25 protein-coding genes are annotated in these 23538 nt (G+C 26.6%); 11 read left to right on the forward strand and 14 right to left on the reverse strand.

Annotated features, from left to right (window positions below):
- Positions 1 to 141 precede the first annotated feature (141 nt).
- The 3 genes from JG676_RS02355 to JG676_RS02365 are packed head-to-tail and all read right to left on the reverse strand — an operon-like array spanning position 142 to position 2806.
- A complete protein-coding gene (locus JG676_RS02355; protein WP_200169528.1) occupies positions 142 to 699 on the reverse strand; it encodes a DedA family protein in 558 nt (185 codons plus the stop codon).
- A 6-nt stretch (positions 700 to 705) separates the two neighbouring features.
- Positions 706 to 2256, reverse strand: a complete 1551-nt coding sequence (rny, locus tag JG676_RS02360; protein ID WP_200169527.1) for a ribonuclease Y — start codon at positions 2254 to 2256, stop codon at positions 706 to 708.
- Positions 2192 to 2806, reverse strand: coding sequence for a 5-formyltetrahydrofolate cyclo-ligase (locus JG676_RS02365; RefSeq protein ID WP_200217197.1), 615 nt, complete (start codon positions 2804 to 2806; stop codon positions 2192 to 2194). Before JG676_RS02365 ends, rny begins: the two co-directional genes overlap by 65 nt.
- Positions 2807 to 2878: 72 nt before the next feature.
- On the opposite strand from JG676_RS02365, the gene JG676_RS02370 reads away from it, so the two are divergent.
- From JG676_RS02370 to JG676_RS02415, 10 genes are all read left to right on the forward strand, one after another.
- Positions 2879 to 3445: a TlpA disulfide reductase family protein gene (locus JG676_RS02370; protein WP_200217198.1), complete on the forward strand. Its 567-nt coding sequence runs from the start codon at positions 2879 to 2881 to the stop codon at positions 3443 to 3445.
- Positions 3445 to 4311 carry a signal recognition particle-docking protein FtsY gene (gene ftsY, locus JG676_RS02375; protein ID WP_200217199.1) on the forward strand — a complete coding sequence of 289 codons (867 nt, stop codon included), beginning with the start codon at positions 3445 to 3447 and terminating at the stop codon, positions 4309 to 4311. Before JG676_RS02370 ends, ftsY begins: the two co-directional genes overlap by 1 nt.
- A gap of 290 nt (positions 4312 to 4601) precedes the next feature.
- Positions 4602 to 6011 (forward strand): motility associated factor glycosyltransferase family protein, encoded by a 1410-nt coding sequence (locus JG676_RS02380; RefSeq protein ID WP_200217200.1) that lies wholly within the window; start codon positions 4602 to 4604, stop codon positions 6009 to 6011.
- Positions 6011 to 6160 (forward strand): hypothetical protein, encoded by a 150-nt coding sequence (locus tag JG676_RS02385; RefSeq protein ID WP_200217201.1) that lies wholly within the window; start codon positions 6011 to 6013, stop codon positions 6158 to 6160. Before JG676_RS02380 ends, JG676_RS02385 begins: the two co-directional genes overlap by 1 nt.
- Before the next feature lie 104 nt (positions 6161 to 6264).
- Positions 6265 to 7605 (forward strand): DNA repair protein RadA, encoded by a 1341-nt coding sequence (radA, locus tag JG676_RS02390; RefSeq protein WP_200217202.1) that lies wholly within the window; start codon positions 6265 to 6267, stop codon positions 7603 to 7605.
- A gap of 63 nt (positions 7606 to 7668) precedes the next feature.
- A complete protein-coding gene (locus JG676_RS02395; RefSeq protein WP_200169520.1) occupies positions 7669 to 8349 on the forward strand; it encodes a F0F1 ATP synthase subunit A in 681 nt (226 codons plus the stop codon).
- Positions 8346 to 8525 carry a hypothetical protein gene (locus JG676_RS02400; RefSeq protein WP_200217203.1) on the forward strand — a complete coding sequence of 60 codons (180 nt, stop codon included), beginning with the start codon at positions 8346 to 8348 and terminating at the stop codon, positions 8523 to 8525. Before JG676_RS02395 ends, JG676_RS02400 begins: the two co-directional genes overlap by 4 nt.
- A gap of 79 nt (positions 8526 to 8604) precedes the next feature.
- A complete protein-coding gene (gene gatB, locus JG676_RS02405) occupies positions 8605 to 10023 on the forward strand; it encodes an Asp-tRNA(Asn)/Glu-tRNA(Gln) amidotransferase subunit GatB (protein ID WP_200217204.1) in 1419 nt (472 codons plus the stop codon).
- On the forward strand, positions 10023 to 10931 hold the full coding sequence (locus JG676_RS02410; protein ID WP_200217205.1) for an NAD(P)H-dependent glycerol-3-phosphate dehydrogenase: 909 nt from the start codon (positions 10023 to 10025) through the stop codon (positions 10929 to 10931). The genes gatB and JG676_RS02410 overlap by 1 nt, the downstream gene beginning before the upstream one ends.
- A complete protein-coding gene (locus JG676_RS02415; protein WP_200217206.1) occupies positions 10931 to 12103 on the forward strand; it encodes an amidohydrolase family protein in 1173 nt (390 codons plus the stop codon). Before JG676_RS02410 ends, JG676_RS02415 begins: the two co-directional genes overlap by 1 nt.
- Here JG676_RS02415 and JG676_RS02420 read toward each other — a convergent pair.
- The 10 genes from JG676_RS02420 to JG676_RS02465 form a co-directional block, all read right to left on the reverse strand.
- Positions 12100 to 12537, reverse strand: a complete 438-nt coding sequence (locus JG676_RS02420; protein WP_200217207.1) for a hypothetical protein — start codon at positions 12535 to 12537, stop codon at positions 12100 to 12102. The two genes, JG676_RS02415 and JG676_RS02420, sit on opposite strands and share 4 nt — an antisense overlap.
- Position 12538: 1 nt before the next feature.
- A complete protein-coding gene (locus JG676_RS02425) occupies positions 12539 to 12847 on the reverse strand; it encodes a rhodanese-like domain-containing protein (protein ID WP_200217208.1) in 309 nt (102 codons plus the stop codon).
- A complete protein-coding gene (gene htpG / locus JG676_RS02430) occupies positions 12844 to 14673 on the reverse strand; it encodes a molecular chaperone HtpG (RefSeq protein ID WP_200217209.1) in 1830 nt (609 codons plus the stop codon). The genes JG676_RS02425 and htpG overlap by 4 nt, the downstream gene beginning before the upstream one ends.
- A 244-nt stretch (positions 14674 to 14917) precedes the next feature.
- Positions 14918 to 15286, reverse strand: coding sequence for a fluoride efflux transporter CrcB (gene crcB / locus JG676_RS02435; RefSeq protein ID WP_200217210.1), 369 nt, complete (start codon positions 15284 to 15286; stop codon positions 14918 to 14920).
- Positions 15280 to 15981 (reverse strand): lysophospholipid acyltransferase family protein, encoded by a 702-nt coding sequence (locus tag JG676_RS02440; protein WP_200217211.1) that lies wholly within the window; start codon positions 15979 to 15981, stop codon positions 15280 to 15282. Before JG676_RS02440 ends, crcB begins: the two co-directional genes overlap by 7 nt.
- Positions 15959 to 17119, reverse strand: a complete 1161-nt coding sequence (locus JG676_RS02445) for an SH3 domain-containing protein (protein WP_325099505.1) — start codon at positions 17117 to 17119, stop codon at positions 15959 to 15961. Before JG676_RS02445 ends, JG676_RS02440 begins: the two co-directional genes overlap by 23 nt.
- Positions 17120 to 17145: 26 nt before the next feature.
- Positions 17146 to 17793 carry a phosphoribosylformylglycinamidine synthase subunit PurQ gene (purQ, locus tag JG676_RS02450; protein ID WP_200217212.1) on the reverse strand — a complete coding sequence of 216 codons (648 nt, stop codon included), beginning with the start codon at positions 17791 to 17793 and terminating at the stop codon, positions 17146 to 17148.
- Positions 17790 to 18026, reverse strand: a complete 237-nt coding sequence (gene purS, locus JG676_RS02455) for a phosphoribosylformylglycinamidine synthase subunit PurS (RefSeq protein ID WP_200217213.1) — start codon at positions 18024 to 18026, stop codon at positions 17790 to 17792. Before purS ends, purQ begins: the two co-directional genes overlap by 4 nt.
- 2 nt (positions 18027 to 18028) lie before the next feature.
- Complete coding sequence (purC, locus tag JG676_RS02460) at positions 18029 to 18736, reverse strand: phosphoribosylaminoimidazolesuccinocarboxamide synthase (RefSeq protein WP_200169508.1); 708 nt, start codon at positions 18734 to 18736, stop codon at positions 18029 to 18031.
- Positions 18733 to 20064 carry a S41 family peptidase gene (locus JG676_RS02465; RefSeq protein ID WP_200217246.1) on the reverse strand — a complete coding sequence of 444 codons (1332 nt, stop codon included), beginning with the start codon at positions 20062 to 20064 and terminating at the stop codon, positions 18733 to 18735. The genes purC and JG676_RS02465 overlap by 4 nt, the downstream gene beginning before the upstream one ends.
- Before the next feature lie 204 nt (positions 20065 to 20268).
- Here JG676_RS02465 and JG676_RS02470 point away from each other — a divergent pair, with 204 nt between their 5' ends.
- Entirely contained in the window at positions 20269 to 22842 is a 2574-nt protein-coding gene (locus JG676_RS02470) for an ATP-dependent Clp protease ATP-binding subunit (protein ID WP_200217214.1), read from the forward strand.
- A 99-nt stretch (positions 22843 to 22941) separates the two neighbouring features.
- Here the strand turns inward: JG676_RS02470 and JG676_RS02475 are convergent, their stop codons facing one another.
- A complete protein-coding gene (locus JG676_RS02475) occupies positions 22942 to 23469 on the reverse strand; it encodes an adenylyl-sulfate kinase (RefSeq protein WP_200217215.1) in 528 nt (175 codons plus the stop codon).
- Positions 23470 to 23538 lie beyond the last annotated feature (69 nt).

The following is a 23538-nucleotide window of genomic DNA, read 5'->3' on the forward strand; positions in this document are numbered from 1 at the left end:
GAATTAAAGGATGTTTATTTTCTTTAAAATTTAAATAATTTTTATATTCTAATAAAATATTAAATAAAAAAATACTAAGAAAAATTAAAAATATGATAAATAATTCTTTATTTTTTTGTAATAAAGAATTATAAAAAAGCATTATTTTTTGGAAAAATTATGAAGATAAAGCCAAATTACTCCAACTAAACAAAGCAAAAATAAAGGTGCTAAATAAGGATAATTGCTAAGATTATTAAAAATAAAAGTAATGCTTTGTCCAAAAATATAAGCTAAATATCCAAGCAATAATGCCCAAATAAAACTTGAAATTGTATTGATTATGAGAAATTTAAGAAAACCATATCTAGCTATACCTGCTGCTATAGGAATGAAGGTTTTGATCCCATAAATATATTTTTGTATAAAAAGTAAAAATATCCCATATTGTTTTACTTTAATCATAGCTAAAGCCAGTTTTCGTTTATGATTTTTAAAATAAGGCAAAATATCTTTTTTGTAATATTTTCCTAAAATAAAAAGCAAAGTAGAGCCTAGTGTATTGCCAATAAAAGCAATACTTATGCACAAATATAAATCAAGCTTGCCTTGAGAACACAAAACTCCAGCAGCAAGAATTCCAACCATCCCTCCACCTAAAGAATAAAAGAATAAAACAATATAACCATAACGAAGTAAAGTATCAATCATATCTTGCATAAAATCTTACCTTGCATATTCAATTGCTCTTAATTCGCGTATTACATTAACCTTAACCTCGCCAGGGTATTGAAGCTTATCTTCAATTTCATTAGCAATTTCTTTGGCTAAAAGTACAGCTTGATCATCATTGATTAGCTTTGCATTGGCTATTACTCTAATTTCTCTTCCTGCATTAATCGCATAAGCATTTTTAATCCCTTCTTTATTTTTGGCTATTTCTTCAAGTTCGTTTACTCTTTTTAGAAAAGCTTCTAGGACTTCTCTTCTTGCACCAGGTCTTGCAGCACTTAAAGTATCAGCAGTACAAACTGCTGCTGCTTCTATACTTGTAGCTTCTTCGTGACCGTGGTGTGCATAAATGGCATTAATTACAACAGGATGCTCTTTATAGCGTTTGCAAAGTTCAGCTCCTAAATCAACGTGAGAACCTTCAAAGTCGTGTGTGAGTGCTTTTCCTATATCGTGTAAAATTCCAGCACGTTTGGCTAGTTTTTCATCCCCGCCACATTCAGCTGCGATAATTCCTGCAAGATGTGCAACTTCTAAAGAATGGGCTAATGCATTTTGACCATAACTAGCACGATATTTTAATTTTCCAATAAGTTTTAAAATTTCAGGATGTAGTTTATCAAGACCTAAATCCATGGCTATAATTTGTCCTTCTTCTAAAATGGAATTTTCAAATTCTTTACAAACTTTTTCATAGATTTCTTCAATACGTGCAGGCTGAATTCTCCCATCTTCAACTAAAAGTTCTATTACTTTTGTAGCAATGGCACGGCGATAAAGATTAAAACAGCTAATTATAATAGCACCTGGTGTATCATCTATAATAATATCAACTCCTAAAACCATTTCTAAACTTTTAACATTGCGTCCTTCTTTGCCTATGATGCGTCCTTTGAGTTCATCATTTTTAATATTTACTACATTAATAAGTCTCTCTGCAGCAAATTCTCCAGCAAAACGTGAAGTGGCTTGAGCTATGATATAGTTTGCTTTTCTTTTAGCCTCATTTTTAGCTTCTTCTTCATATTTTCTTACTATATGAGCTATTTCATTGCGAGATTTTTCTTCAACTTTTTCTAGAATAATTTTTTTAGCCTCATCTTTTGTAAGACCTGATGAGTGTTCTAAAATGTTGATTACTTCATCAATTTTATTTTGGTATTGATTTTTTAATTTTAAATTATCACAATGAAGATCTTCTATGATTTTTTGATTTTTATTCAATTCTTCTTCGTCCTTTTTTATTTTTTCCATTTCGATTTTAATTTGTTGTTCTTTTTTATGAATTTCTTCAAATTTGCATTGTAGTTCTTGTTGTAATTTATGAGCTTTATCATCATATTTTTTCTTAATTTCTAATTCAGCATTAAGTATAGAATTTTTAGCATCTTTTAGTATAAGTTCAGCTTCATATTCAATAGCTTTTGCCTTTGCCTTTGCTTGTTCGATAAAAATTTCGTGTTTGGCTTCATTGATTTTTTTAGCAACTAAATATCCTAATCCAAGTCCTATTAAGGTTGTAAAAACTGCAATTATTGTTATCATTTATTATTTCTTTCCTATAGTATTTTTTATAAGGATTTATATAAAAATCTCCTTGTATGTCATAGAAATCAGTAATGTTTTTATTATTAAACATATTAACACTTTGAACAAAAATAGTTAAAGGTTTATAGTTTAAATCATAAAAAAATCTATCATAAAAACCTTTTCCATGACCAATTCTTTTTAAATTTTTATCCACAGCTATAACAGGAATGATAGCTAGATCAATTTTTTTTACTTTAAAAAAGGAATCATTTGGTTCAAAAACTTCATATTTTTTCTTTTTTAAAGGTAGTCTAAATTTTACTATTTTCAAGCTTTTATCTTGCATAAATGGGACAAAAAGTTCGCAATTTTTACTCAATAATCTCCTAAATTTGAATAAATTGGGTTCATATTTTAAAGGGATAAAGAGCAAAATTTTTTTTGCTTTATTTTTTTTAATTATTTTTAAACATTCTTTAAAGACTTGAAAATCTCTTTTAAATTTAAATTTTATGTGTTCTTTTAAAAGTTTTTTTGATTTTTCTCTAAAATTATTTTTCAACATAAAACTTACCTTGAGATATTAATTTATGTTATAATTTTATCTTTTATTTTTAATTTAACAAGGAAAAATTGAATGGTTTTTAAAAAATTTTTTTTTCTTTTTTTAATTTTTTCTTTATTTTTTACAGCTTGTGATAAAAATTCAAAAAAAGAAGGCGAGCAAGAATCAACACAAAAAAATATATCATCAAATAAGTCCGAAAGTAAAGTAAATTCTTTTAATCTAAAAATGATCAATGGAAATTTATTATCAGTTAAAACTCAAGATGATAAAATTATCTTTAATAATGGCGATAAAATTAGTTTGTTTATATTTTTTACAACTTGGTGTCAGCCTTGTATTGCTCAAATTGTAGATCTTAATAGATTTGAAGAAAAATACAAACAAAATTTGCAAATTGTAGGTGTTTTACTTGAAGAGCAAGATAAGCAAAGCGTAGAAACTTTTATACGTAAAAATAAAATAAAATTTGATATTGCTATGGGGGATAGCAACTATCTTTTAGCTAAGAGTTTAGGAGGTATTAATGGAATGCCAACTTTATTTTTGTTTGATAAAGATAACAATCTTATAAGACAATATTTAGGCTTAATTCCTGCAGAAATGTTAGAAATTGATATACAAAAGGCTATAGATTAATGTTTGATTTTTTAAAAAAGGGATTAAAAAAGACTCTTGAAAATATCGTTCAAATTAAATCAGGGCATAAAAAAATTACCAAGGATCTTTTAGAGGAAATTTTATTAGAAGCAGATGTAAGTTATGAAATAGTAGAGGAAATCATTTATTATCTACCTCCTTCTGATGAAGTTAGAAAAGAAGATTTAAAACGTGTAATGAAAACATATTTTTTATACGATCAAAAAGAATTATTTCATCATAAACCTTTTGTTGAACTTGTTTTAGGTGTTAATGGTGCAGGAAAAACAACAAGTATTGCAAAATTGGCATATTTATATAAACAGCAAAATAAAAAAACTATTTTAGGAGCTTGCGATACTTTCAGAGCTGGAGCCATAGAACAACTTAAACTTTGGGCACAAAAATTGGATATTGAGATTGTGGCAAGCTCGCAAGGACATGATCCTTCAGCTGTTGCTTTTGATACTATTTCTAAAGCTAGAGCTAAAGATTTTGATCAAGTGATTATTGATACAGCAGGAAGGCTTCAAAATCAAAAAAATTTAGCATTAGAGCTTGAAAAGATTATACGTATTTGTAATAAAGCATATGATGGAGCTCCACATAGGAAAATTTTAGTTTTAGATGGGACTCAAGGAAATGCTGGTATTTTGCAAGCAAAAGCATTTAACGAATTTGTGAAGCTTGATGGAGTTATTATAACAAAACTAGATGGCACAGCTAAAGGTGGAGGATTATTTAGTATAGCAAGAGAGCTTGAACTTCCTATATTATATATTGGTGTAGGAGAAAGTATGCAAGATTTATATGAATTTGATATTGATAAATATCTTGATACGCTTTTAGATCCTATTTATGATTAAAACAATGTATAGTAAAGAACAAAAAGATCTTTTTTTAAAAATATATCTTCTTTAAAAAACATTTCTCTTTATGAAAAACTAAATAATAATATTTTGCATAATTTTAGAATTTTAGCAACGGGCGGGGGGATCTACTTTCTCTAAATCTAATCAATACTTGTAACAAATTACAAATTTATCAAGATGCAAAAAAAGAATTAGAAGAAAAATTAAAACTTTTTCAAACAAAGTATTTATTTTATCCTGTTCTTTATTTTTATGGTTTTGGAAATGGTATTTTATATAAAGTTTTGCTTAAAAATATCCATTTAAAACATATTGTTGTATTTGAGGATGATATTTCTTTGCTTTATGAAATTTTTCATCTGATTGATTTTAGCGAAGAGTTAAAAAATAACAAGCTTATTGTTTTGCGAAGTGATATTTTGACAAAAGATTTAGAAAATATTTTTACCACCCCACCTTTTTTTAATTTTTTAAGAGTTTATTCTTTGTATTTGCATAGTACTTATTATGAAAGTTTTCAGAATGATATTATAAAACTTAATCAAAGAATTTCTCAAATTATTAAATCAACAATACTTTATCAAGGCAATGATATTGAAGATACTTTGCAAGGTTTTACTCAATTTATTTTTAATAGTCCTAAAATGATTTTAAACCCTTCGCTTAGTTTTTTATATGAAATTCGTAAAGAAAAATTAAAAACAGCCATTATTGTTTCTACTGGGCCTTCTTTAGATAAACAACTTCCTTTACTTAAAGAATATCAAAACAAAGCTACCATATTTTGTGCTGATAGTGCTTATTCAATTCTTGCAAAATATAATATAAAACCTGATTATGTTTTAATGTCTGAAAGAACAGAAAAGACTGCAGAGCTTTTTAAGAATTCTTATGAAAGTATTGATAAGGATATTATTTTTGTATTGTTAGCTTTAGTACATCCAAAAGCTATAAAATATCTTGAAAGCTCTAAAAGAAATTATATTTTAATCCCTTATCCTTCTTTATTTACTAAACAATGTATGCTTGAAGATTTTGGTAATTTTCCTTCAGGATCCACGGTTGCCTTAAATGCTTTAAAACTTGCTTACACTTTAGAGCATAAAAATATTATTTTTATAGGCCAAGATTTAGCTTATTCTCAAGATGGGACTTCCCATTCTAAAGATTATATGTATGGATCAAATTATGAAAGCAATATAAAACAAGAAAATACTTTAGCTTATGGAGGAAAAGGAGAGGTTAAAACTCATTGTATGTGGAATGCTTTTAGGCTTTCTATAGAAAATTTTATACATAAAAATATAAAAAATTGTAATTTTTATAATGCCACAGAAGGTGGAGCAAGGATAGAAGGAGCTATAGAAAAACCTTTTTTAGAATGTTGCGTTAGCTTATTAAATGATGATGATAAAAAATTTAAACAATTAAAAAAATTAGATATAGATAAGCAAAATAGACTTTTATTAGATATAGATAAAAATATTTATAAACTTTATCTAGATTGTGATGAATTTTTAAAAGAATTAAATGAATGTTTAAAAAATCTCGAACAAGATAGCAAAAGAATACTAAATAAAGATTTTATTGACAAAATGATTATCCAAGAAGCTATTAAAAAAATTGATTGTTTTAAGTTAAGGATAGATGATTATACTAAATCGGTACTTTATGAATTTATACGACCTTTTTAATGCAATTTGAATTTAATTTAGCAAGGATTTATGTTTTAAATCCTAAAAATGAACAAGAATGGCTAGATAAGAATTTAACATGGATTAAGGATCATATTTTTTTAATTCAAGTTTTAATTGCCAACATTAAACTTGTAAAAAAGGAATAAAAGAGAATATCGCTCCTTTAAAACAAACACTTTTATTAAGAAATTTAAAAAGTCTTTTTTAACTTCAAAATATTATAATATTAAAAATTTTTTTAGGTTTTAAAATGGCTAAAAGTAAAATTTTATTTGAGTGTCAATCTTGTGGAAATCAACAAAGAAAATGGCTTGGTAAATGTCCAGAATGTGGTTCTTGGGATAGTTTTATAGAGCTTAAAGCTGAGCAAATTAAGATTTTAAAAGAATTAGAACATATAAATTCTAAAGCAAGTGAAGCTATATGTATTGATGAGGTAGAAATAGAAAAATTTAGCAGAATTAGCACGCAAGATGATGAACTTGATCTTGTTTTAGGCGGAGGTTTGGTTGAGGGTTCTTTAGTTTTAATTGGTGGTAGTCCTGGTGTTGGAAAATCAACTCTTTTGCTTAAAATTGCCTCTAATTTAGCAAATAATGGAAAAAAAGTGCTTTATGTAAGTGCAGAAGAGAGTAAATCACAAATTAAATTACGCGCCAATAGACTTGATGCCAATGGATTAAATTTATTTTTACTTACAGAATTATGTTTAGAAAATATCATAGAGGAATTGCGTAAAAAAGATTATTCTATCTTAATTATAGATTCTATTCAAACTTTATATTCTGATAAAATTTCTTCAGCCGCAGGAAGTATTACTCAAGTAAGAGAAATTACTTTTGAACTTATGCGTTTAAGCAAAGCTTACAATATAAGTATTTTTATTATAGGTCATATTACTAAAGATGGGGCAATTGCTGGTCCTAGAGTGCTTGAACATATGGTTGATGTAGTGCTTTATTTTGAGGGTGATACTACAAAAGAAATAAGATTGCTAAGAGGTTTTAAAAATCGTTTTGGCAATATTAGCGAAGTAGGGATTTTTGAAATGAGTCCTAAGGGTCTAATCAGTGCTAAAAATTTAGCCAATCGTTTTTTTACTAGAGGCAAGGCTACTTCAGGAAGTGCTTTAGCTGTTGTGATGGAGGGAAGTAGAGCGCTGGTTTTAGAAATTCAAGCCCTTGTTTGCGAAAGTTCTTATCCTAAAAGAAGTGCAACAGGTTATGAGAGAAATCGTTTAGATATGCTTTTAGCCTTATTAGAGAGAAAATTAGAAATTCCTCTAGGACATTATGATGTTTTCATTAATGTAAGTGGTGGTGTGAAAATCAATGAAACAGCTGCAGATTTGGCTGTGGTTGCTGCTATAATTTCAAGTTTTAAAAATCGTCCTTTAAGCAAAGATAGTGTTTTTATAGGAGAACTTAGTTTAAATGGGGAAATTCGAGATGTATTTCATCTCGATGTTAGATTAAAAGAAGCTAAAATGCAAAAATTTAAAAATGCTATTATCCCTTCTAAACCTTTAGAAGATATAGGTTTAAAATATTTTGTTACCAAAGAGCTTTCTCAAGTTTTAGAATGGATGTAATTTCATTAAAATATAAGTAAGTTTTAGATAAGATAATCCATTAAAATATTATTTGAGGAAAATATGAAAGATTTATTTTTATTTAGCTCTTTTTTTGATTCAAGCCATACTTTTGCTTATTTTTTTCATCTAGGCATAGTTATTGTTATTGCAATAGTTATTACAAAATTAGCTACTTCTTCTATGCAACTTGTTCCAAGAGGAATGCAAAATTTAGTTGAAGCTTATTTAGAAGGTGTTCTGACTATGGGTAAAGATACTTTAGGAGATGAAAAAGCTGCAAGAAAATATCTTCCTTTAGTTGCTACTTTAGGGATAATTATTTTTTTAAGTAATATTATAGGAGTAATTCCAGGTTTTGAAGCTCCAACGGCAAGTTTAAATTTAACTCTTTCTTTAGCCTTGATTGTTTTTGTATATTATCATTTTGAAGGCATAAAAACTCAAGGTTTTATAAAATATTTTTCTCATTTTATGGGTCCTATTAAAATTCTGGCTCCTTTAATGTTTCCTATAGAAATTATCTCTCATCTTTCTCGTGTAATTTCTTTATCATTTCGTTTATTTGGCAATGTTAAGGGTGATGATTTATTTTTGGCAGTTATTTTAGCTTTGGTTCCTTATGTTGCTCCTCTTCCAGCCTATGTGCTTTTAACTTTTATGGCATTTTTGCAAACTTTTATTTTTATGATTTTAACTTATGTTTATTTAGCTGGTGCTACGATAATCGAGGAAGGCCATTGATTTATTTGTTTGATTTTTTAAAGGGTGCTTCTTTAGGTTTTATTCTTTTTGGAGTGCTTTTTTTATTTTCAAATAATTTTGTTTGGAAAATTGTTATATTAGGAATTTTATTTTATCTTATATTTGATCTTTTAGTAAAAAATTATGAATTAAAGCAAAAAATTAAAAATAATTAATTTTTATATTTTATTCTTTTAAAGTCTTTTTGAAATAAAAAATGATAAAATCTTATTATAAAATTTTTAAGGAAAATAAATGTTTGAGGTAGTTATAGGACTTGAAGTTCATGCTCAATTAAATACTAAGACTAAAATTTTTTGTTCTTGTGCCACTTCTTTTGGAGAAGAACCGAATACTAATGTTTGCCCTACATGTTTAGCTTTACCTGGAGCATTGCCTACTTTAAACGAAGAGGCGGTTAAAAAAGCTATTTCTTTTGGAAAAGCTGTTAATGCTACGATTAATAAAAAAAGTATTTTTAATAGAAAAAATTATTTTTATCCTGATTTGCCCAAAGGTTATCAAATTTCTCAATTTGATATTCCTATAGTTGAAAATGGAGAAATTTTTATTAATATTAATGGAGAAAATAAACGCATAGGTATCACAAGAGCACATTTAGAAGAAGATGCAGGAAAAAATATTCATGAGAGTTCTTTTTCTAAAATAGACTTAAATCGTGCGGGAACACCTCTTTTAGAAATTGTTAGTGAGCCTGAATTAAGAAGCAGTGATGAGGCAGTAGCTTATCTTAAAAAACTTCATTCTATTATAAGATTTTTAGATATTTCTGATGCTAATATGCAAGAGGGAAGTTTTCGTTGTGATGCTAATGTAAGCATACGTCCAAAAGGCGACACTAAACTTTATACTAGAGTAGAAATTAAAAACCTTAATTCTTTCCGTTTTATACAAAAGGCTATTGAATATGAAATTAAGCGTCAAAGTATAGCTTGGGAAGATGGGGTATATGAAAAAGAAGTAGTACAAGAAACAAGATTGTTTGACACAACAAATTTAATCACAAAAAGTATGAGAAATAAAGAAGTAGCAGCAGAATATCGTTATTTTCCAGATCCTGATTTATTACCAGTTGTTTTAAAAGATGAATTTTTAGATGTTAAAATTCCAGAATTACCTGATGAGAAAAAAATACGTTATATTAATGAATTTGGAATTAAAGAAAGTGATGCTGAGATTTTAATTTCTTCTTTGGAACTTAGTCATTTTTTTGAGGAGCTTCTTTCTTATAAATTAAATCCAAAACTTTGTGTTACTTGGCTTAATACTGAACTTATGGGACTTTTAAAAGGTGATTATACCATAGAAAATTCTCCAGTAAATGCAAAAAAACTTGGCGAGCTTATTGCAAAAATAGAAGAAGGTGTTATTAGTGCAAAAGCAGCTAAAGATATTTTAGCTTTTATTTTTGAAAATCCTAAAATGCAAATTGATGAAAGTATAGAAAAACTAGGACTTAAACAAGTTAGTGATGATGGAGTTATTGAAAAAGTAATTGATCAAATTTTAAATGCTAATGAAGATAAAGTTCAAGAATATAAAAGTGGAAAAGATAAATTATTTGGTTTTTTTGTTGGACAGGTTATGAAAGAAGGCAAAGGCGCTTTTAATCCATCAAAAGTTAATGAAATCTTAAAATCAAAGCTTGGATAATGAGTATTGCTGTAATTGGAGCAGGTAAATGGGGAAGTGCTTTATATAGTGCTTTAAGCATAAATAATAAGTGTTATATAACTTCCTTGACTCCTAGAAATATACCAAATTTTATATCCATTAAAGAAGCTTTGAAATGCGAATATCTTATTTTTGCTCTTAGCGCTCAAGGAATTTCTTCTTGGCTTAAAGAAAATTTTATCAATCAAGGTCAAAAAATTTTAATTGCATCTAAAGGTATAGAAAATTCTACTTGTAAATTTCTAGATGATATTTTTTTAGAATTTGTTAATAAAGATCAACTTTGTGTTTTAAGTGGACCTTCTTTTGCTGCCGAAGTTATACAAAAACTTCCTTGTGCTTTAATGATTAATGGTTCTAATGAAAAAACTTGTAAAGAATTTGTTCAGTTTTTTCCTGATTTTATAAAAACTTACATTGACAATGATGTTAAGGGTGCTGAAATTTGTGGTGCTTATAAAAATGTTTTAGCTATTGCAAGTGGAATATGCGATGGTTTAAAACTTGGCAATAATGCTAGAGCTTCTTTAATTGCTAGGGGATTAATTGAAATGCATCGTTTTGGTAAATTTTTTAAGGCTAAGGAAGAAACTTTTTTAGGGCTTAGTGGAGCAGGAGATTTATTTTTAAGTGCTTCAAGCAATCTTTCAAGAAATTATCGCGTAGGATTAATGTTAGCACAAAATAAAAATATAGAAGAAATTCAAATGGAACTTAAAGAAGTAGCAGAAGGAATAGCTACTTCATATGCTATAAAAAAAATAGCTCAAAAAAATGAGATTTATATCCCTATAGTAAATGAACTTGTTAGTATTTTAGAGGGCAATACATTAAGCGAATCTGTGCAAAAATTACTTAAACAAAATAATTTCAATAAGGAAGGGTAATGATTATTAAAAATGCTAAACTTTATGGAGAAGTTTTTAAGGATATTAGAATTGAAAAAGGTAAAATAGCGCAAATTGCAGACAATATAAAAGATGATGATAAAATTATAGATGCACAAAATCTCACATTACTACCTTCTTTTATTGATCTTTGTATTACTTTAAAAGATAATGTATTTTCCTTAAAACATTTAGATATATTAGAAGAACAATGCTTGAAAAATGGGATTTGTGCTATTGTATTGCGCGATAGTACAAATTTTGATGAACAAGGGTTTGAATTATATTTACAGAATTTATCTCAAAGAAAAATACATATTTTTCCTAGTGTTAAAGTGTTAGATTCTCAAAATAAATTAAGAAATCTTTCTATGTTTATAGATAGAGGTACTTGTGCTTTAGAACTTAATAGTGCAATCGATGCTAATGTTTTAAAAATCAGTATACAATATGCCTTAATGAAAAATTTACCAATTTTTATGCAATGTTATGAAAAAAATTATGATAATGGTGTAATGAATGAAAGCTTAACAAGTTCTGAATTAGGATTAAGCGGCATTAGCGAAGTAGCAGAAACAAGTGAAGTGGCCAAGATAAAAGAACTTGAAAACTTTTATCAGGTTAAAATTCTTTATGATATTTTAAGCCTTGAAAAGTCTTTGTCTTTATTAGATGAAAAAAAATTAACTCTTTTTAGTATTCATCATTTAATTAAAGATGATACAAGTTGTAAAGATTTTAATACCTTGGCTAAACTTATGCCTCCTTTGCGCTCAAAAGAGAATTTAAACTCTTTAAAAAATGCCCTAAAAGAAGAAAAAATTAGTTTTTTAAGTAGCATGCATAGCCCTTATACAAAATGCTTAAAAGATACAACTTTTGATGAAGCTGTTTTTGGTATAGATAGTATTGATGAATTTATTAGTCTTTGTTATACTTTTTTTATCAAAGATAAGCTTTTATCTTGGAAGGAACTTTGCAAGCTTACAAGTTTAAATCCTGCAAAATTCTTAGGTTTAAATACCGGGGAAATCGAAGTTGGAAAAGAAGCTAATTTTATTATTTTTGATGAGAGTGCTTCTTTTGAAACTTCTTCTAATTCTTTGTATGCTAAAGATAAACTATATGGGAAAATAAAACATCATTTTATTCAAGGGGAAATGATTTTTTAATTTCCCTCTTTTAATGTTTCAAAATTTTGCATTAAGTCGTTTCTTAGTTTTTCATTGATTGAGTGAGATTCTTTTAAAAAATCTTCAATAATTTGCTCTAATTTTTTTAAAAAATTAAAAAGTTCATTTTGCCATAATTCATCACTTTTTTTACTCAAATTCATAGTTTGTATAAAAGTAAGCTCACGGCTTAAATCTCCAAGATACTCTAAAAAATTATCTTTTTTATCTAAGTCTAAAAGTTTTAATTCATTATTTTGTACTTTGCATTTTAATTCTCGAATTTTTTCATCAATATAATCACAAAATTTAGGATAAATATCAGTTTTAATAGGTTCTAGTAAAGTTTTTTCATCAATTTTTAAAGTATATTTTTTAATAGCAAAATAAAGCATTAAAAAAGATAAAGCAGCAATGAGTAAATAAAAAGCCATTTTATTTTTCCTTGTAGTATGCCATCATACCACCTTCAAGATTTGTACTAGAAAGTTTAAGTTCATCTTGGATGATCTGAGCTGCTATTTGACTTCTATTTCCACTACGACAAACAAAAGCCAATGGCTTATTATTGAGTTTTTCTTTAATTTCTTGTGTAAAATTTGGATTGATAAAACCTTTATTATCATAAAGATAAACAAGTTCAACATTTTTTAGAACTCCTTCTTCCCATTCCAAAGGAGTTCTAACATCAAAAATTTGATATTCATCTAAATTAGCTTTTGTAATAGCTATATTTACAATCAAGATAAAGCCTTTATGATAATTTTATTAAGAGCTTTATTAAATTCATCGGGTTTATTTACTCCCATTCCTTCACTTAATTTTGCCATATTTAAGATTAAGGTAGCAATATCTGGAGCAAAGGTTTCATTTTCTTTTAGCTTGTTAAATATTTGATGTTTAGGGTTTAGTTCTAAAATAGGTTTGATATTTTGTTCTTGTCCCATTTGTTTAAGAATTTGCTGCATAGCAAAATCAGGTTTATTTTTATCATAAACTATACAACTTGGGCTATCGCTAAGTCTTGAAGTAAGGCGCACATCATCTACTTCTTCTTTAAGTAATTCTTTAAATTTAGCAAGTAAAGAAGCAAAATTTTGTTTATCTTCATCGCTAATTTCTTCTTTGTTTTCCACTTGATTAATTGCTACAAATTTAAGACCTTCATATTCATCAAGCATTGGCATAACTAAAGAGTCAATTTCATCATCCATTAGCAAAACTTCAACATCTTTTTTTCTATACTCTTCTAATAGTGGAGAATTTTTAAGTAAGCTTTCATTATTCCCTGTAATATAATAAATTTCTTTTTGCTCTGCTTTAATATTTTCTTTATATTCATCAAGAGTTCTTAAACCTTCGCTTTTGGTGCTCTTATACATCATAAGTTTTAATAAACTTTGTTTATTGTCGCCAAAGCCATATAAACCTTCTTTTAAAACTTTTCCAAAGGTTTTAAAAAAGTTTATATATTTTTCTTTATCTTTCTCTTTTAATTTTGTTAATTCGCTAAGAATTTTTTTAACACTAGCTTCTTTAACTGCTTTTAAAATTTGGTTTTCTTGTAAGATTTCACGACTTACATTTAAAGGAAGATCTTCAACATCAATAATACCTCTTATAAATCTTAAATAAGTTGGCAAAAGCTCTTTATCATTATCGCTAATAAATACTCTTTTTACATAAAGTTTTAAGCCACTTTGATAATCAACGCGAAAAAGATCAAAAGGTGCGTTTTTTGGGATGAAGAATAAAGAATTATATTCAAATTTTCCTTCGCTTTTTGTATGAAGATAAAGCAAGGGTTTTTCATTGTCATGGAAATTTTGTTCATAAAATTTTTCATAATCTTCTTGTTTTAAAGAAGCTTTTGATAATCTCCATAAAGCATTAGCTTTATTGATTTGAGAAATTTTTAATTCTGTTTTTCCTTCTTCTTCGCCTTCTTTAGCAGGGATATATTCTTCTTTTTCCATAAAGATTGGAAATTGAATATGATTAGAATATTTTTCAACTATATTTTCAATTTTGTAAGAATTTAAAAATTCATCATCTTTTAAATAAAGCGTTATGATAGTACCTTGCTCTTGTTTGTCTGCTTCTTCTATTTCATAGCCTTTTGCATCAGAACTCCAAAGATAAGCTTTATCATCTAAGGCTTTTTTAGTCAAAACTTCGATTTTTTCTGCCACCATAAAAGCTGAATAAAATCCAACACCAAATTGCCCTATAAGCTGAGAATCTTTTTTCGCATCTCCACTTAAATTTTCTAAAAAATTTTTTGTTCCGCTCTTTGCTATGGTTCCTAAATGATTGATTAAATCATCTTTATTCATACCAATACCATTATCGCTAATGCTTAAAGTTTTTTTATCTTTATCAAGTTTAATTTCTATTTTTGGTTTAAATTGAAGGTTTTTATATGCATCATCACTAACGCTTAAAAAATTTAGTTTATCAAGAGCGTCACTTGCATTTGAAATCAACTCTCTTAAAAAAATTTCTTTATTAGAATATAAAGAATGTATCATAAGTTGCAAAAGTTGATTGACTTCAGTTTGAAATTGCATATCTTTTCTCCTTAATTAATTTTTAAGGAGATATTTTAGCAAAAAAATTAAAATTAAGAGTAAATTTTAAGTCTAGATATTTTTTAAAAGATAGAGAATTTGGCTTTTAAAAGAAATTTTTATCATTATTTTTTAATCAAATAAGATTTTATAAAGTATTTTTGAGATTTATGGACAATAACTTTTTTAATTAAGATATTTTATAGTGATTACTAAAATTTAGTTTTTATTTTATAATTTTAAATTATTTAAAAATTAAAAGACCAATCCATACAGCAAATAGGCAAAAACTTATATTAAGGAATATATTAAGAATTAAATTTAAATAGCACCCATTTTGTAAAAATAGTAAATTTTGATATGAAAAACTAGAAAAAGTAGTAAAAGCACCTAAAAATCCTATGTTAATAAAAGAATTTAAATAAGGTGAAAAATATCTATTTTGTAAATAAGAATATAACATTCCCAAAAAAAATGATCCTAAAATATTAACAAAAAGTGTTCCAAGATTAATAGAATAGGGTAAAAATTTATTTATTAATTCGATAAAAAGCATTCTAAAAATAGCACCTAAAAATCCTCCAAGCCCTACAATTAAAAGTGTATTTAACATAATTTAAGGTTATTTCTTTCTTTATCAAGAAGCTCTTGCATTTTTTTACGTGTATTTTCAAGCCATAATTCATCACTAGTATCAACTAAATCCATACAAATAATTTTAAGAATTCCCTCATTCGCATTAAAACTTTTGGTATCTAAAATTTTTGCAGAATCTACAATAAGAATAGGTTGAATTTTTAAATTTAATTTTTGTGCTAAAATTTTGGCTCCACTTTGGAATTTAAGCAATTTCTGGGTTCTTGATCTTGTTCCTTCTGGAAATATAGCCAATACTCTATTTTCATTTAGTCTTTGTTCTGCTTCTTTTAATATTTTTATTAACTCCCTTGGGTTTTTTCTATCAATACAAAGGAATTTAGGCTTTTTCATTGCTAATTTAAATACAGGAATTTGGGCTAATTCTTTTTTTGCAATCCAAGCTAAATTTTTAGGATAAATATCTTCTAAAGCGATAATATCTAAAGTACTTTGATGATTCATAAGTATCATAGTAGCTTGTTGATTGAATACACCTTTAAGTTCTATTTTATAGGGAATAATATATTTTTGAGTTTTTGCCCAAAATTTACGAATTTTCCAAAGTTTTTTTTGAGATGATATAAAACAAAAGCAAAGCAAAACTAAGCTTACGCTTAAAATAAAAAAGATCCAAAAATATAAAGCCCTAATTTTTTGCAAGATCTTCATTTTCTACCCATCCTATTTTTCCATCTTTAAATAAAACCTTTATATATGGCTTTCTTTCTCCTAAAATTTCAACTTTTTCATTGTTATTAGTTGTGTAAAAATAAGTTGACAATTCAGTCGGCAAAATTCTAGCTTTGGCATTAGCTTTTAAAATTCCAATTTTTGTTGAAGTGTCTATTAAAAATCCAGAGATAAAACAAATTAGCGCAAAAACTAAAATAATGTAATTTTTTTTAAAAACAAAGCAAATTCCTAGTAAAAAAGCAATAATCCAAAGTCCATATTGTTTATAGATATTAAAATCTTTATTAGTAGGATTTAAATCACTTTGTGTACTTATACTATCTTCGCTAACTTTTATTTTTAAATTATAGTTTTGAAGTTTTTTTTCATCTTTATTAAAATAAGAAAAAGAAAAAATATTTTTATTTACAGGAAATACTGCATAATAATAAGCATTAGAAGAATTAAAATCTCCTTTTAAATTTTCAATACCTTGTTTTTCTATTCCTTTTAAGTAAAAACTTTTAAGATTGGTATTAGTAGCATTTAATTCCATAATCATAATTACATTTTTATCATCAAAATAATTTGTTTTAATCTTTTTAATTTCAAGTGAGCTTGCAACTAAATGAGAAAAATTATTACTACTTGGCGTATTTTCAAATTTTATAGGATTTATAGCAATATTAGCTTTTTGGAAAAAAACATTATTGCGACTTAGCTTGATAATGATTTGTTCTAAATTAGCATTAGAGGTTTTTGCCTCAAACCATAATGTTGCTTCATAAACATCATTTTTTCTTTCCCATTTAACATCAGGATTTAAAAACAAGAGATCATTATTTTTGATAAATTCAATATGAAAATTAAAATTGGTATTTTCTGTAGTTTTAGCATAGATTGTTATAGGAAAAACTTCTCCAACATAAGCTTTATTTATATAATTGCCAGTAATTAAAACAAGTGAGCTTTGCGGGATGAAAGGATCTTCAATATTTTTTTGATAATCTTCGCTTTCATCGCTAGGAGCAATATTTTTATAAATTTTTTGCTCTTCTTCTGGAAGATTTTTAAGTTCTATTTGTAAATTATTTATATTATCTTGCGCTAGGACTTTGATGATTAAAAAAGAAATGAAAAAGAAAAATCTTAAAAAAGCAATCAAGAAATAAATCCTTTTAAGATTTTAAGCCCTATGTCGCTTCCTAAGATATTTTCGCAAAATCTTTCAGGATGAGGCATAAGACCAAAAATTTTTTTATTTTCATCACATATTCCTGCTATATCACATAATGAACCATTAGGATTATTTATATATTTTAAAAGAATTAAATCTTTATCTTCAAGTTCTTTTAAATCATCATCAGTGGCAAAGTAATTTCCTTCTCCGTGTGCAATAGGTAATGTAATAATCTCTTCTTTGTTAAAATATCTCAATAAGGCATTTTGATTTGAAATTATTTTTAATTTTTGATTTTTTGAAATAAAACTAAGACTATTGTTTGCTTTTAAAGCCCCTTTTAAAAGTTTTAATTCTAAAAGAATTTGAAAACCATTACAGATTCCTAAAATGTAACCACCTTTTTTTGCGTGTTCTAATATAGCCGGTATAATAGGAGCAAATTTTGCAATTGCGCCACATCTTAGATAATCTCCATAAGAAAATCCACCGGGTAATACAACCAAATCAGCTTGAAATTCTTTTTCTTCATGCCAAATGATTTGTGTTTTTAAATTTAGTTTTTCAAAAGCATATTGAGTATCTAATTCACAATTAGTTCCAGGAAATCTTATAATAGCTACTTTCATATAATAATCTCATAATCTTCTATAACGTCATTAACTAAAAGTTCTTCACACATTTTTTTTACTTCTTTATTTGCTTTCGTTTTATCATTTTCATTAAGTTCAAGAATGATTTGTTTTGCCATTTTGACATTGTTTACATTATTAAAATTTAGAGAATGTAAAGCTTTTTGTATAGTTTTTCCTTGAGGATCTAAAACACCTTCTTTTAAAAAAATATTAACAACAATTTTCATAGTTATCCTACAATTCTTCTAAGTATTTCTTCATAGCCTATTTTAACATTTCCTAGATCTTGTCTAAATCTATCTTTATCAAGTTTTTCATTGGTATTTTTATCCCAAAGTCTGCAACTATCAGGACTAATTTCATCAGCTAAAATAATTTCTTGATTTTTAGAAAGACCAAATTCTATTTTAAAATCTATTAGTTTTAAATTTCTTTGATCGAAAAAATCTAATAAAATCGTATTAATTTTTCTTGCCAATTCTTTTATAGTTATAATTTGATTTTGGTCTTTAACTAAATTTAAAAGTAAGCAATGCTCATCATTGATAAAAGGATCTCCAAGTTTGTCATCTTTTAAACAAAATTCTACTAGAGTAAAGGGGAGAACCTTTCCTTCTTTTATACCAAGTCTTTTACTTAAAGATCCTGCTGCAATATTGCGAATTAAAACTTCTATAGGAATAATTTGACATTTTTTAATCAGTTGTTCATTATCACTAATAGCTTTTACAAGATGAGTTTTAATACCATTTTTTTCTAATAATTCGAAAATTATAGTACTTATTTTACAATTTAATTTACCCTTACCTTCTTCTTTGCCTTTTTTTTCTGCATTAAATGCAGTTAAATCATCTTTAAATTCCGCAATAAACAAGTCATCATCTTGTGTTTTGTAAATTTTTTTACCTTTACCTTCATAAAATAAATCTTTTTTCATTGACTTACCTTAAGATTTAAAATTTTAATTGTATCAATCGCTGTTTTTAATTGGGCATCTTCATTAATTTGTTTTGATGTAATTAAATTTTTATCATCTTTATTTTGATTTTTTAAATCTTTTTGCTTATCAAGTTTTTCTAATTCATTTTCAAGGTGTTGTTTTAAATCGCTTTCTTTAATAGTAAAACTATTTTTATCTGTATTTACTTTTCCTGGAAAAATTTCAATATCTGGTTTAACTCCTATAGCTTGGATAGTTCTACCGCTTGGCAAATAATATTTTGCTATGGTTAATCTTAAAGCTTCATTTTGATTAATAGGGATAATTTGTTGAACACTTCCTTTACCAAAGGTATTTTCTCCTACAACAATAGCTCTTTTTAAATCTTGCAAAGCCCCGCTGACTATTTCACTCGCACTTGCACTTCCTCCATTGACTAGCACTACTAAAGAGGCATTAGAAATTTTATTTTTAGCATCTGCTTTATATTCTTGATTTTCTTCTTTTATGCGTCCTTTTTGAGAAACTATTATCCCTTTATCAACAAAAAGATTAACAAGACCTACAGCTTGATTTAATAATCCTCCAGGATTATTTCTTAAATCTAAAATAACTCCATTTACTTTTGGATATTTTTTAAGTTCTTTGCTAGTTTTCTCTACAATATTTTTATCAAAATTTGTAACTCTAATATATAATATATTTTCATTTTCTATAAGTTTTGAATAAACACTATCAACCTTTATAATATCTCTTGTTAAGGTCACATTAAAAGGCTCATTTGCCCCTTTTCTAAAAATTGTTAAAGTAATTTTAGTTTTTGGTTTTCCTCTCATTTTATCAACAGCATCGTTAAGCGAAATTCCTAAAGTAGCTTCATTATTGATTTTTAAAATAATATCTCCTGGTTTAATACCTGCTTTATCAGCTGGAGTTCCCTCTAAAGGAGAAATAACAGTCAAAGCTCCATCTTTCATACTAACAGTGATTCCAAGTCCTCCAAATTCACCATTAGTTTGAATTTTCATATCATTGAAGTCTTTTTCATTTAAAAAAGAAGAATGTGCATCAAGATTATTTAAAAGTCCGGAGATTGATTTATCTACTAAATTGGTAATATTTATATCATCGATATAATATTGCTCGATGATTGCTAAAGTTTTAGTTAATTTTTCCAAAGATTGAAGACGTTGCTGTATTTGCTCATTTGTATTGTTTGTTTTAGCTTCTAAAACATTGACTATAAAAAAACAAAAGATTAAAGATCCTATAAAGCCACTTATTAGGGCAAAAATTCTTTTAGCTTTCAATTTTAAACTCCAAATTTTATTTATTATTTTTTAATTTTAATAAACTTAACTTAAAGAATCGTAAATAAATCAAGAATATATCTAGAAAAACATAATTATTATATAATTATATTTATAGTATTTATATAAATAAAATTAATAAAAATATATAAATAAACTTGACATAATATGACTAAAGTTATATAATAATCTAAAAAATGAAATAATTAAGGATGGGTTATGGCAAATATACAAGATTATTTAACAGATTCTATGCTTTCAAATCTTGAAAGTGCAGCATCTTTAGCGATATATTCTAAAAATAATGAAGTAGTTCCTTTGCATCTTTTATGGGCTTTAACTGTAGATAGTGCTAGTATTTTAAATCAAATTTTAAATAAATTAAATATTTCTAAAGAAGCTTTAGAGCTTGAGATTAAAAGCAAAATTTCAAATCTTGCAACAAGTTCAAATGTAACAAAAGAAAATATTAAATTTTCTAATGAAATAGTCAATTCTTTAGAAAATGCTAAAGGTTTAATGAGTGCTAATGGAGATAGTTATTTATCTGTAGATATTTGGCTAATAAGTGAGAGTGAAAAAGAACCTATTAGAGGAATTTTATCTAAATTTTTAGATATAAAAGAATTTCAAAAAGAGTTGCAAAGTTTAAGAGCTGGACGTAAAATAGATAGTAAAACAAGTGATGAAACTTTAGATGCTCTTAATAAATTTGGTATTGATTTAACTCAAAAAGCTATTGAATCAAAGCTTGATCCTGTCATAGGTAGAGAAGAAGAAATAGAAAGATTAATGCAAATTTTAATTCGCAAAACCAAGAATAATCCTATTTTATTAGGAGAACCTGGTGTTGGAAAAACTGCAATTGTAGAAGCTTTAGCACAAAGAATTGTTAAAAAAGATGTTCCAACTTCTTTGCAAAATAAAAAATTAATTGCTCTTGATATGAGTGCATTAATAGCTGGTGCAAAATATCGTGGTGAATTTGAAGATAGATTGAAATCTGTTGTTAATGAAGTAATTAAAAGTGAAAATATTATACTTTTTATTGATGAAATTCATACTATTGTTGGAGCTGGGGCAAGTGAAGGTAGTATGGATGCGGCAAATATTTTAAAACCGGCACTTGCAAGAGGTGAACTTCATACTATAGGAGCAACAACTTTAAAAGAGTATCGTAAATACTTTGAAAAAGATGCTGCTTTACAACGTCGTTTTCAACCTGTAAATGTTGGTGAGCCAAGTATTAATGAAGCTTTGGCAATGTTAAGAGGTATTAAAGAAAGACTTGAAATACACCATAATGTAAGTATTAATGATAGTGCTTTAGTAGCTGCTGCAAAACTTTCTAAACGTTATATTGCAGATAGGTTTTTACCTGATAAAGCTATTGATTTAATTGATGAAGCTGCAGCTGAACTTAAAATGCAAATAGAAAGCGAACCAAGTTCTTTAAGAAAAGTGAGAAAAGATATAGAAACTTTAGAAGTTGAAAATGAAGCTTTAAAAATGGAAAATAATGAAAAAAATCAAAAAAGGCTTGAAGAGATAACTAAAGAATTATCTAATTTAAAAGAAAAACAAAATACTTTAAATTCTCAATTTGAAAACGAAAAGGCTGTTTTTGATGAGATAAGTTCAAAGAAAAAAGAAATTGATCTTTTAAGAAATGAAGCTAATTTGGCTAAAAATAAAGGAGAGTTTCAAAAAGCTGCTGAGCTAGAATATGGTAAAATTCCAAGTTTAGAAAAAGAGCTTTTAAATGCCGAAGAAAAATGGAAGAAAATGAGTGAAAATGGAGTTTTGCTTAAAAATCAAGTAGATGAGGATTTAGTAGCTGGAATTTTAAGCAAATGGACAGGCATAAGTGTGCAAAAAATGCTTACTTCTGAAAAAATTAAATTTTTAGAAGTTGAAAAACATTTAAAAGAAAGTGTCATAGGTCAAGATAAAGCTTTAGCTGCTTTAGCAAGAGCTATAAAGCGCAATAAAGCAGGGCTTAATGCAGACAATAAACCTATAGGAAGTTTTTTATTTTTAGGACCAACTGGAGTAGGAAAAACAGAGTCAGCTAAAGCTTTGGCAAAGTTTTTATTTGATGATGAAAAAGCAATGATTCGTTTTGATATGAGTGAATTTATGGAAAAACATAGTGTATCAAGACTTTTAGGAGCACCTCCAGGATATATTGGACACGAAGAAGGTGGAGAATTAACTGAAGCTGTGCGTCGTAAGCCTTATAGTGTGCTTTTATTTGATGAGGTTGAAAAAGCTCATAAAGATGTTTTTAACATACTTTTAGGCATTTTAGATGATGCTAGAGCAACTGATAGCAAAGGAGTTGTAGTTGATTTTAAAAATACCATTATAATCTTAACTTCAAATATTGCTTCTTTGGCTATTATGAATTTAGATGGCGAAGAAAAAGAAAATGCAATTAAAAACGAATTAAAAAATTTCTTTAAACCAGAATTTTTAAATCGTTTAGATGATATTATTACCTTTAACCCTTTAGGAAAAGATGAGGCTTATGAGATAGTTAAGCTTCTTTTTAAAGATTTGCAAAAAAATTTGGCTAATAAAGGGATTAAAGCAGAGCTTAGTGAAGAAGGAGCACTTTTGATTGCAAAAGAGGGTTTTGATCCTGAATTTGGAGCAAGACCTTTAAAAAGAGCTATTTATGATATGATAGAGGATAAATTAAGCGATATGATTTTATCTGATAAATTGAATGAAAACGATAGTATTTTAATTGATGCTAATAATGATGAAATAGTGATTAAAAAAGTATAAAAGTAAATACTTTTATACTTTTTTATAAAAATAAATTATAAATACTATGTTTAAGTGATAAAATATAATTAGATTTTAATTTATTTTTAGAAAAATATTTTAAATTTTTAAAAAATTTAAAATATTTTCAACTTTTTGTTCTAAATTACCAAATTGATTATTATCTATAATTAAATCTGGTTTTGGTTCATCATATTTTAAGTCAATACCTACAACATTATTAATCTCTTTATTTATTGTTTTGGTATAAAGATTTTTTTTATCACGTTTAATAAGCTCTTCAAGTTCGCATTGGATATAAATTTCACAATAATTTTTTAAAGTTTTTCTATTATAATCGTAAATTTCTTTAAACATTGAAATTGTACTTACTATAACTATCATTTCTTGAGAACTTAAAAAATGGGCAAATTGAGATCTTTTTAACGCCATATTAATGCGTCCTTGTTTATCATAATCGTAATTTCCAAGTAAATCTCTTAATTCATCTCCATCAAGATAAATAATATTTTTATATTTTAAACACAATTTTTTATATAAAGCTTCAGCAATATAACTTTTTCCACTTCCTGCTAAACCTGTTAGCCAAATAACTAAGCCTTTGGAAAAATCCGATTTTTCTTGCATTAAAAATCCTATAATTTTAAATATTTTTATAAAATTTTATCAAAAAAATAATAAAATAAACTTTTATTA

Origin of the sequence: Campylobacter sp. 2018MI34 (assembly GCF_016598975.1) — a bacterium.
In the GTDB taxonomy this organism is placed as follows: Bacteria; Campylobacterota; Campylobacteria; order Campylobacterales; family Campylobacteraceae; genus Campylobacter_D.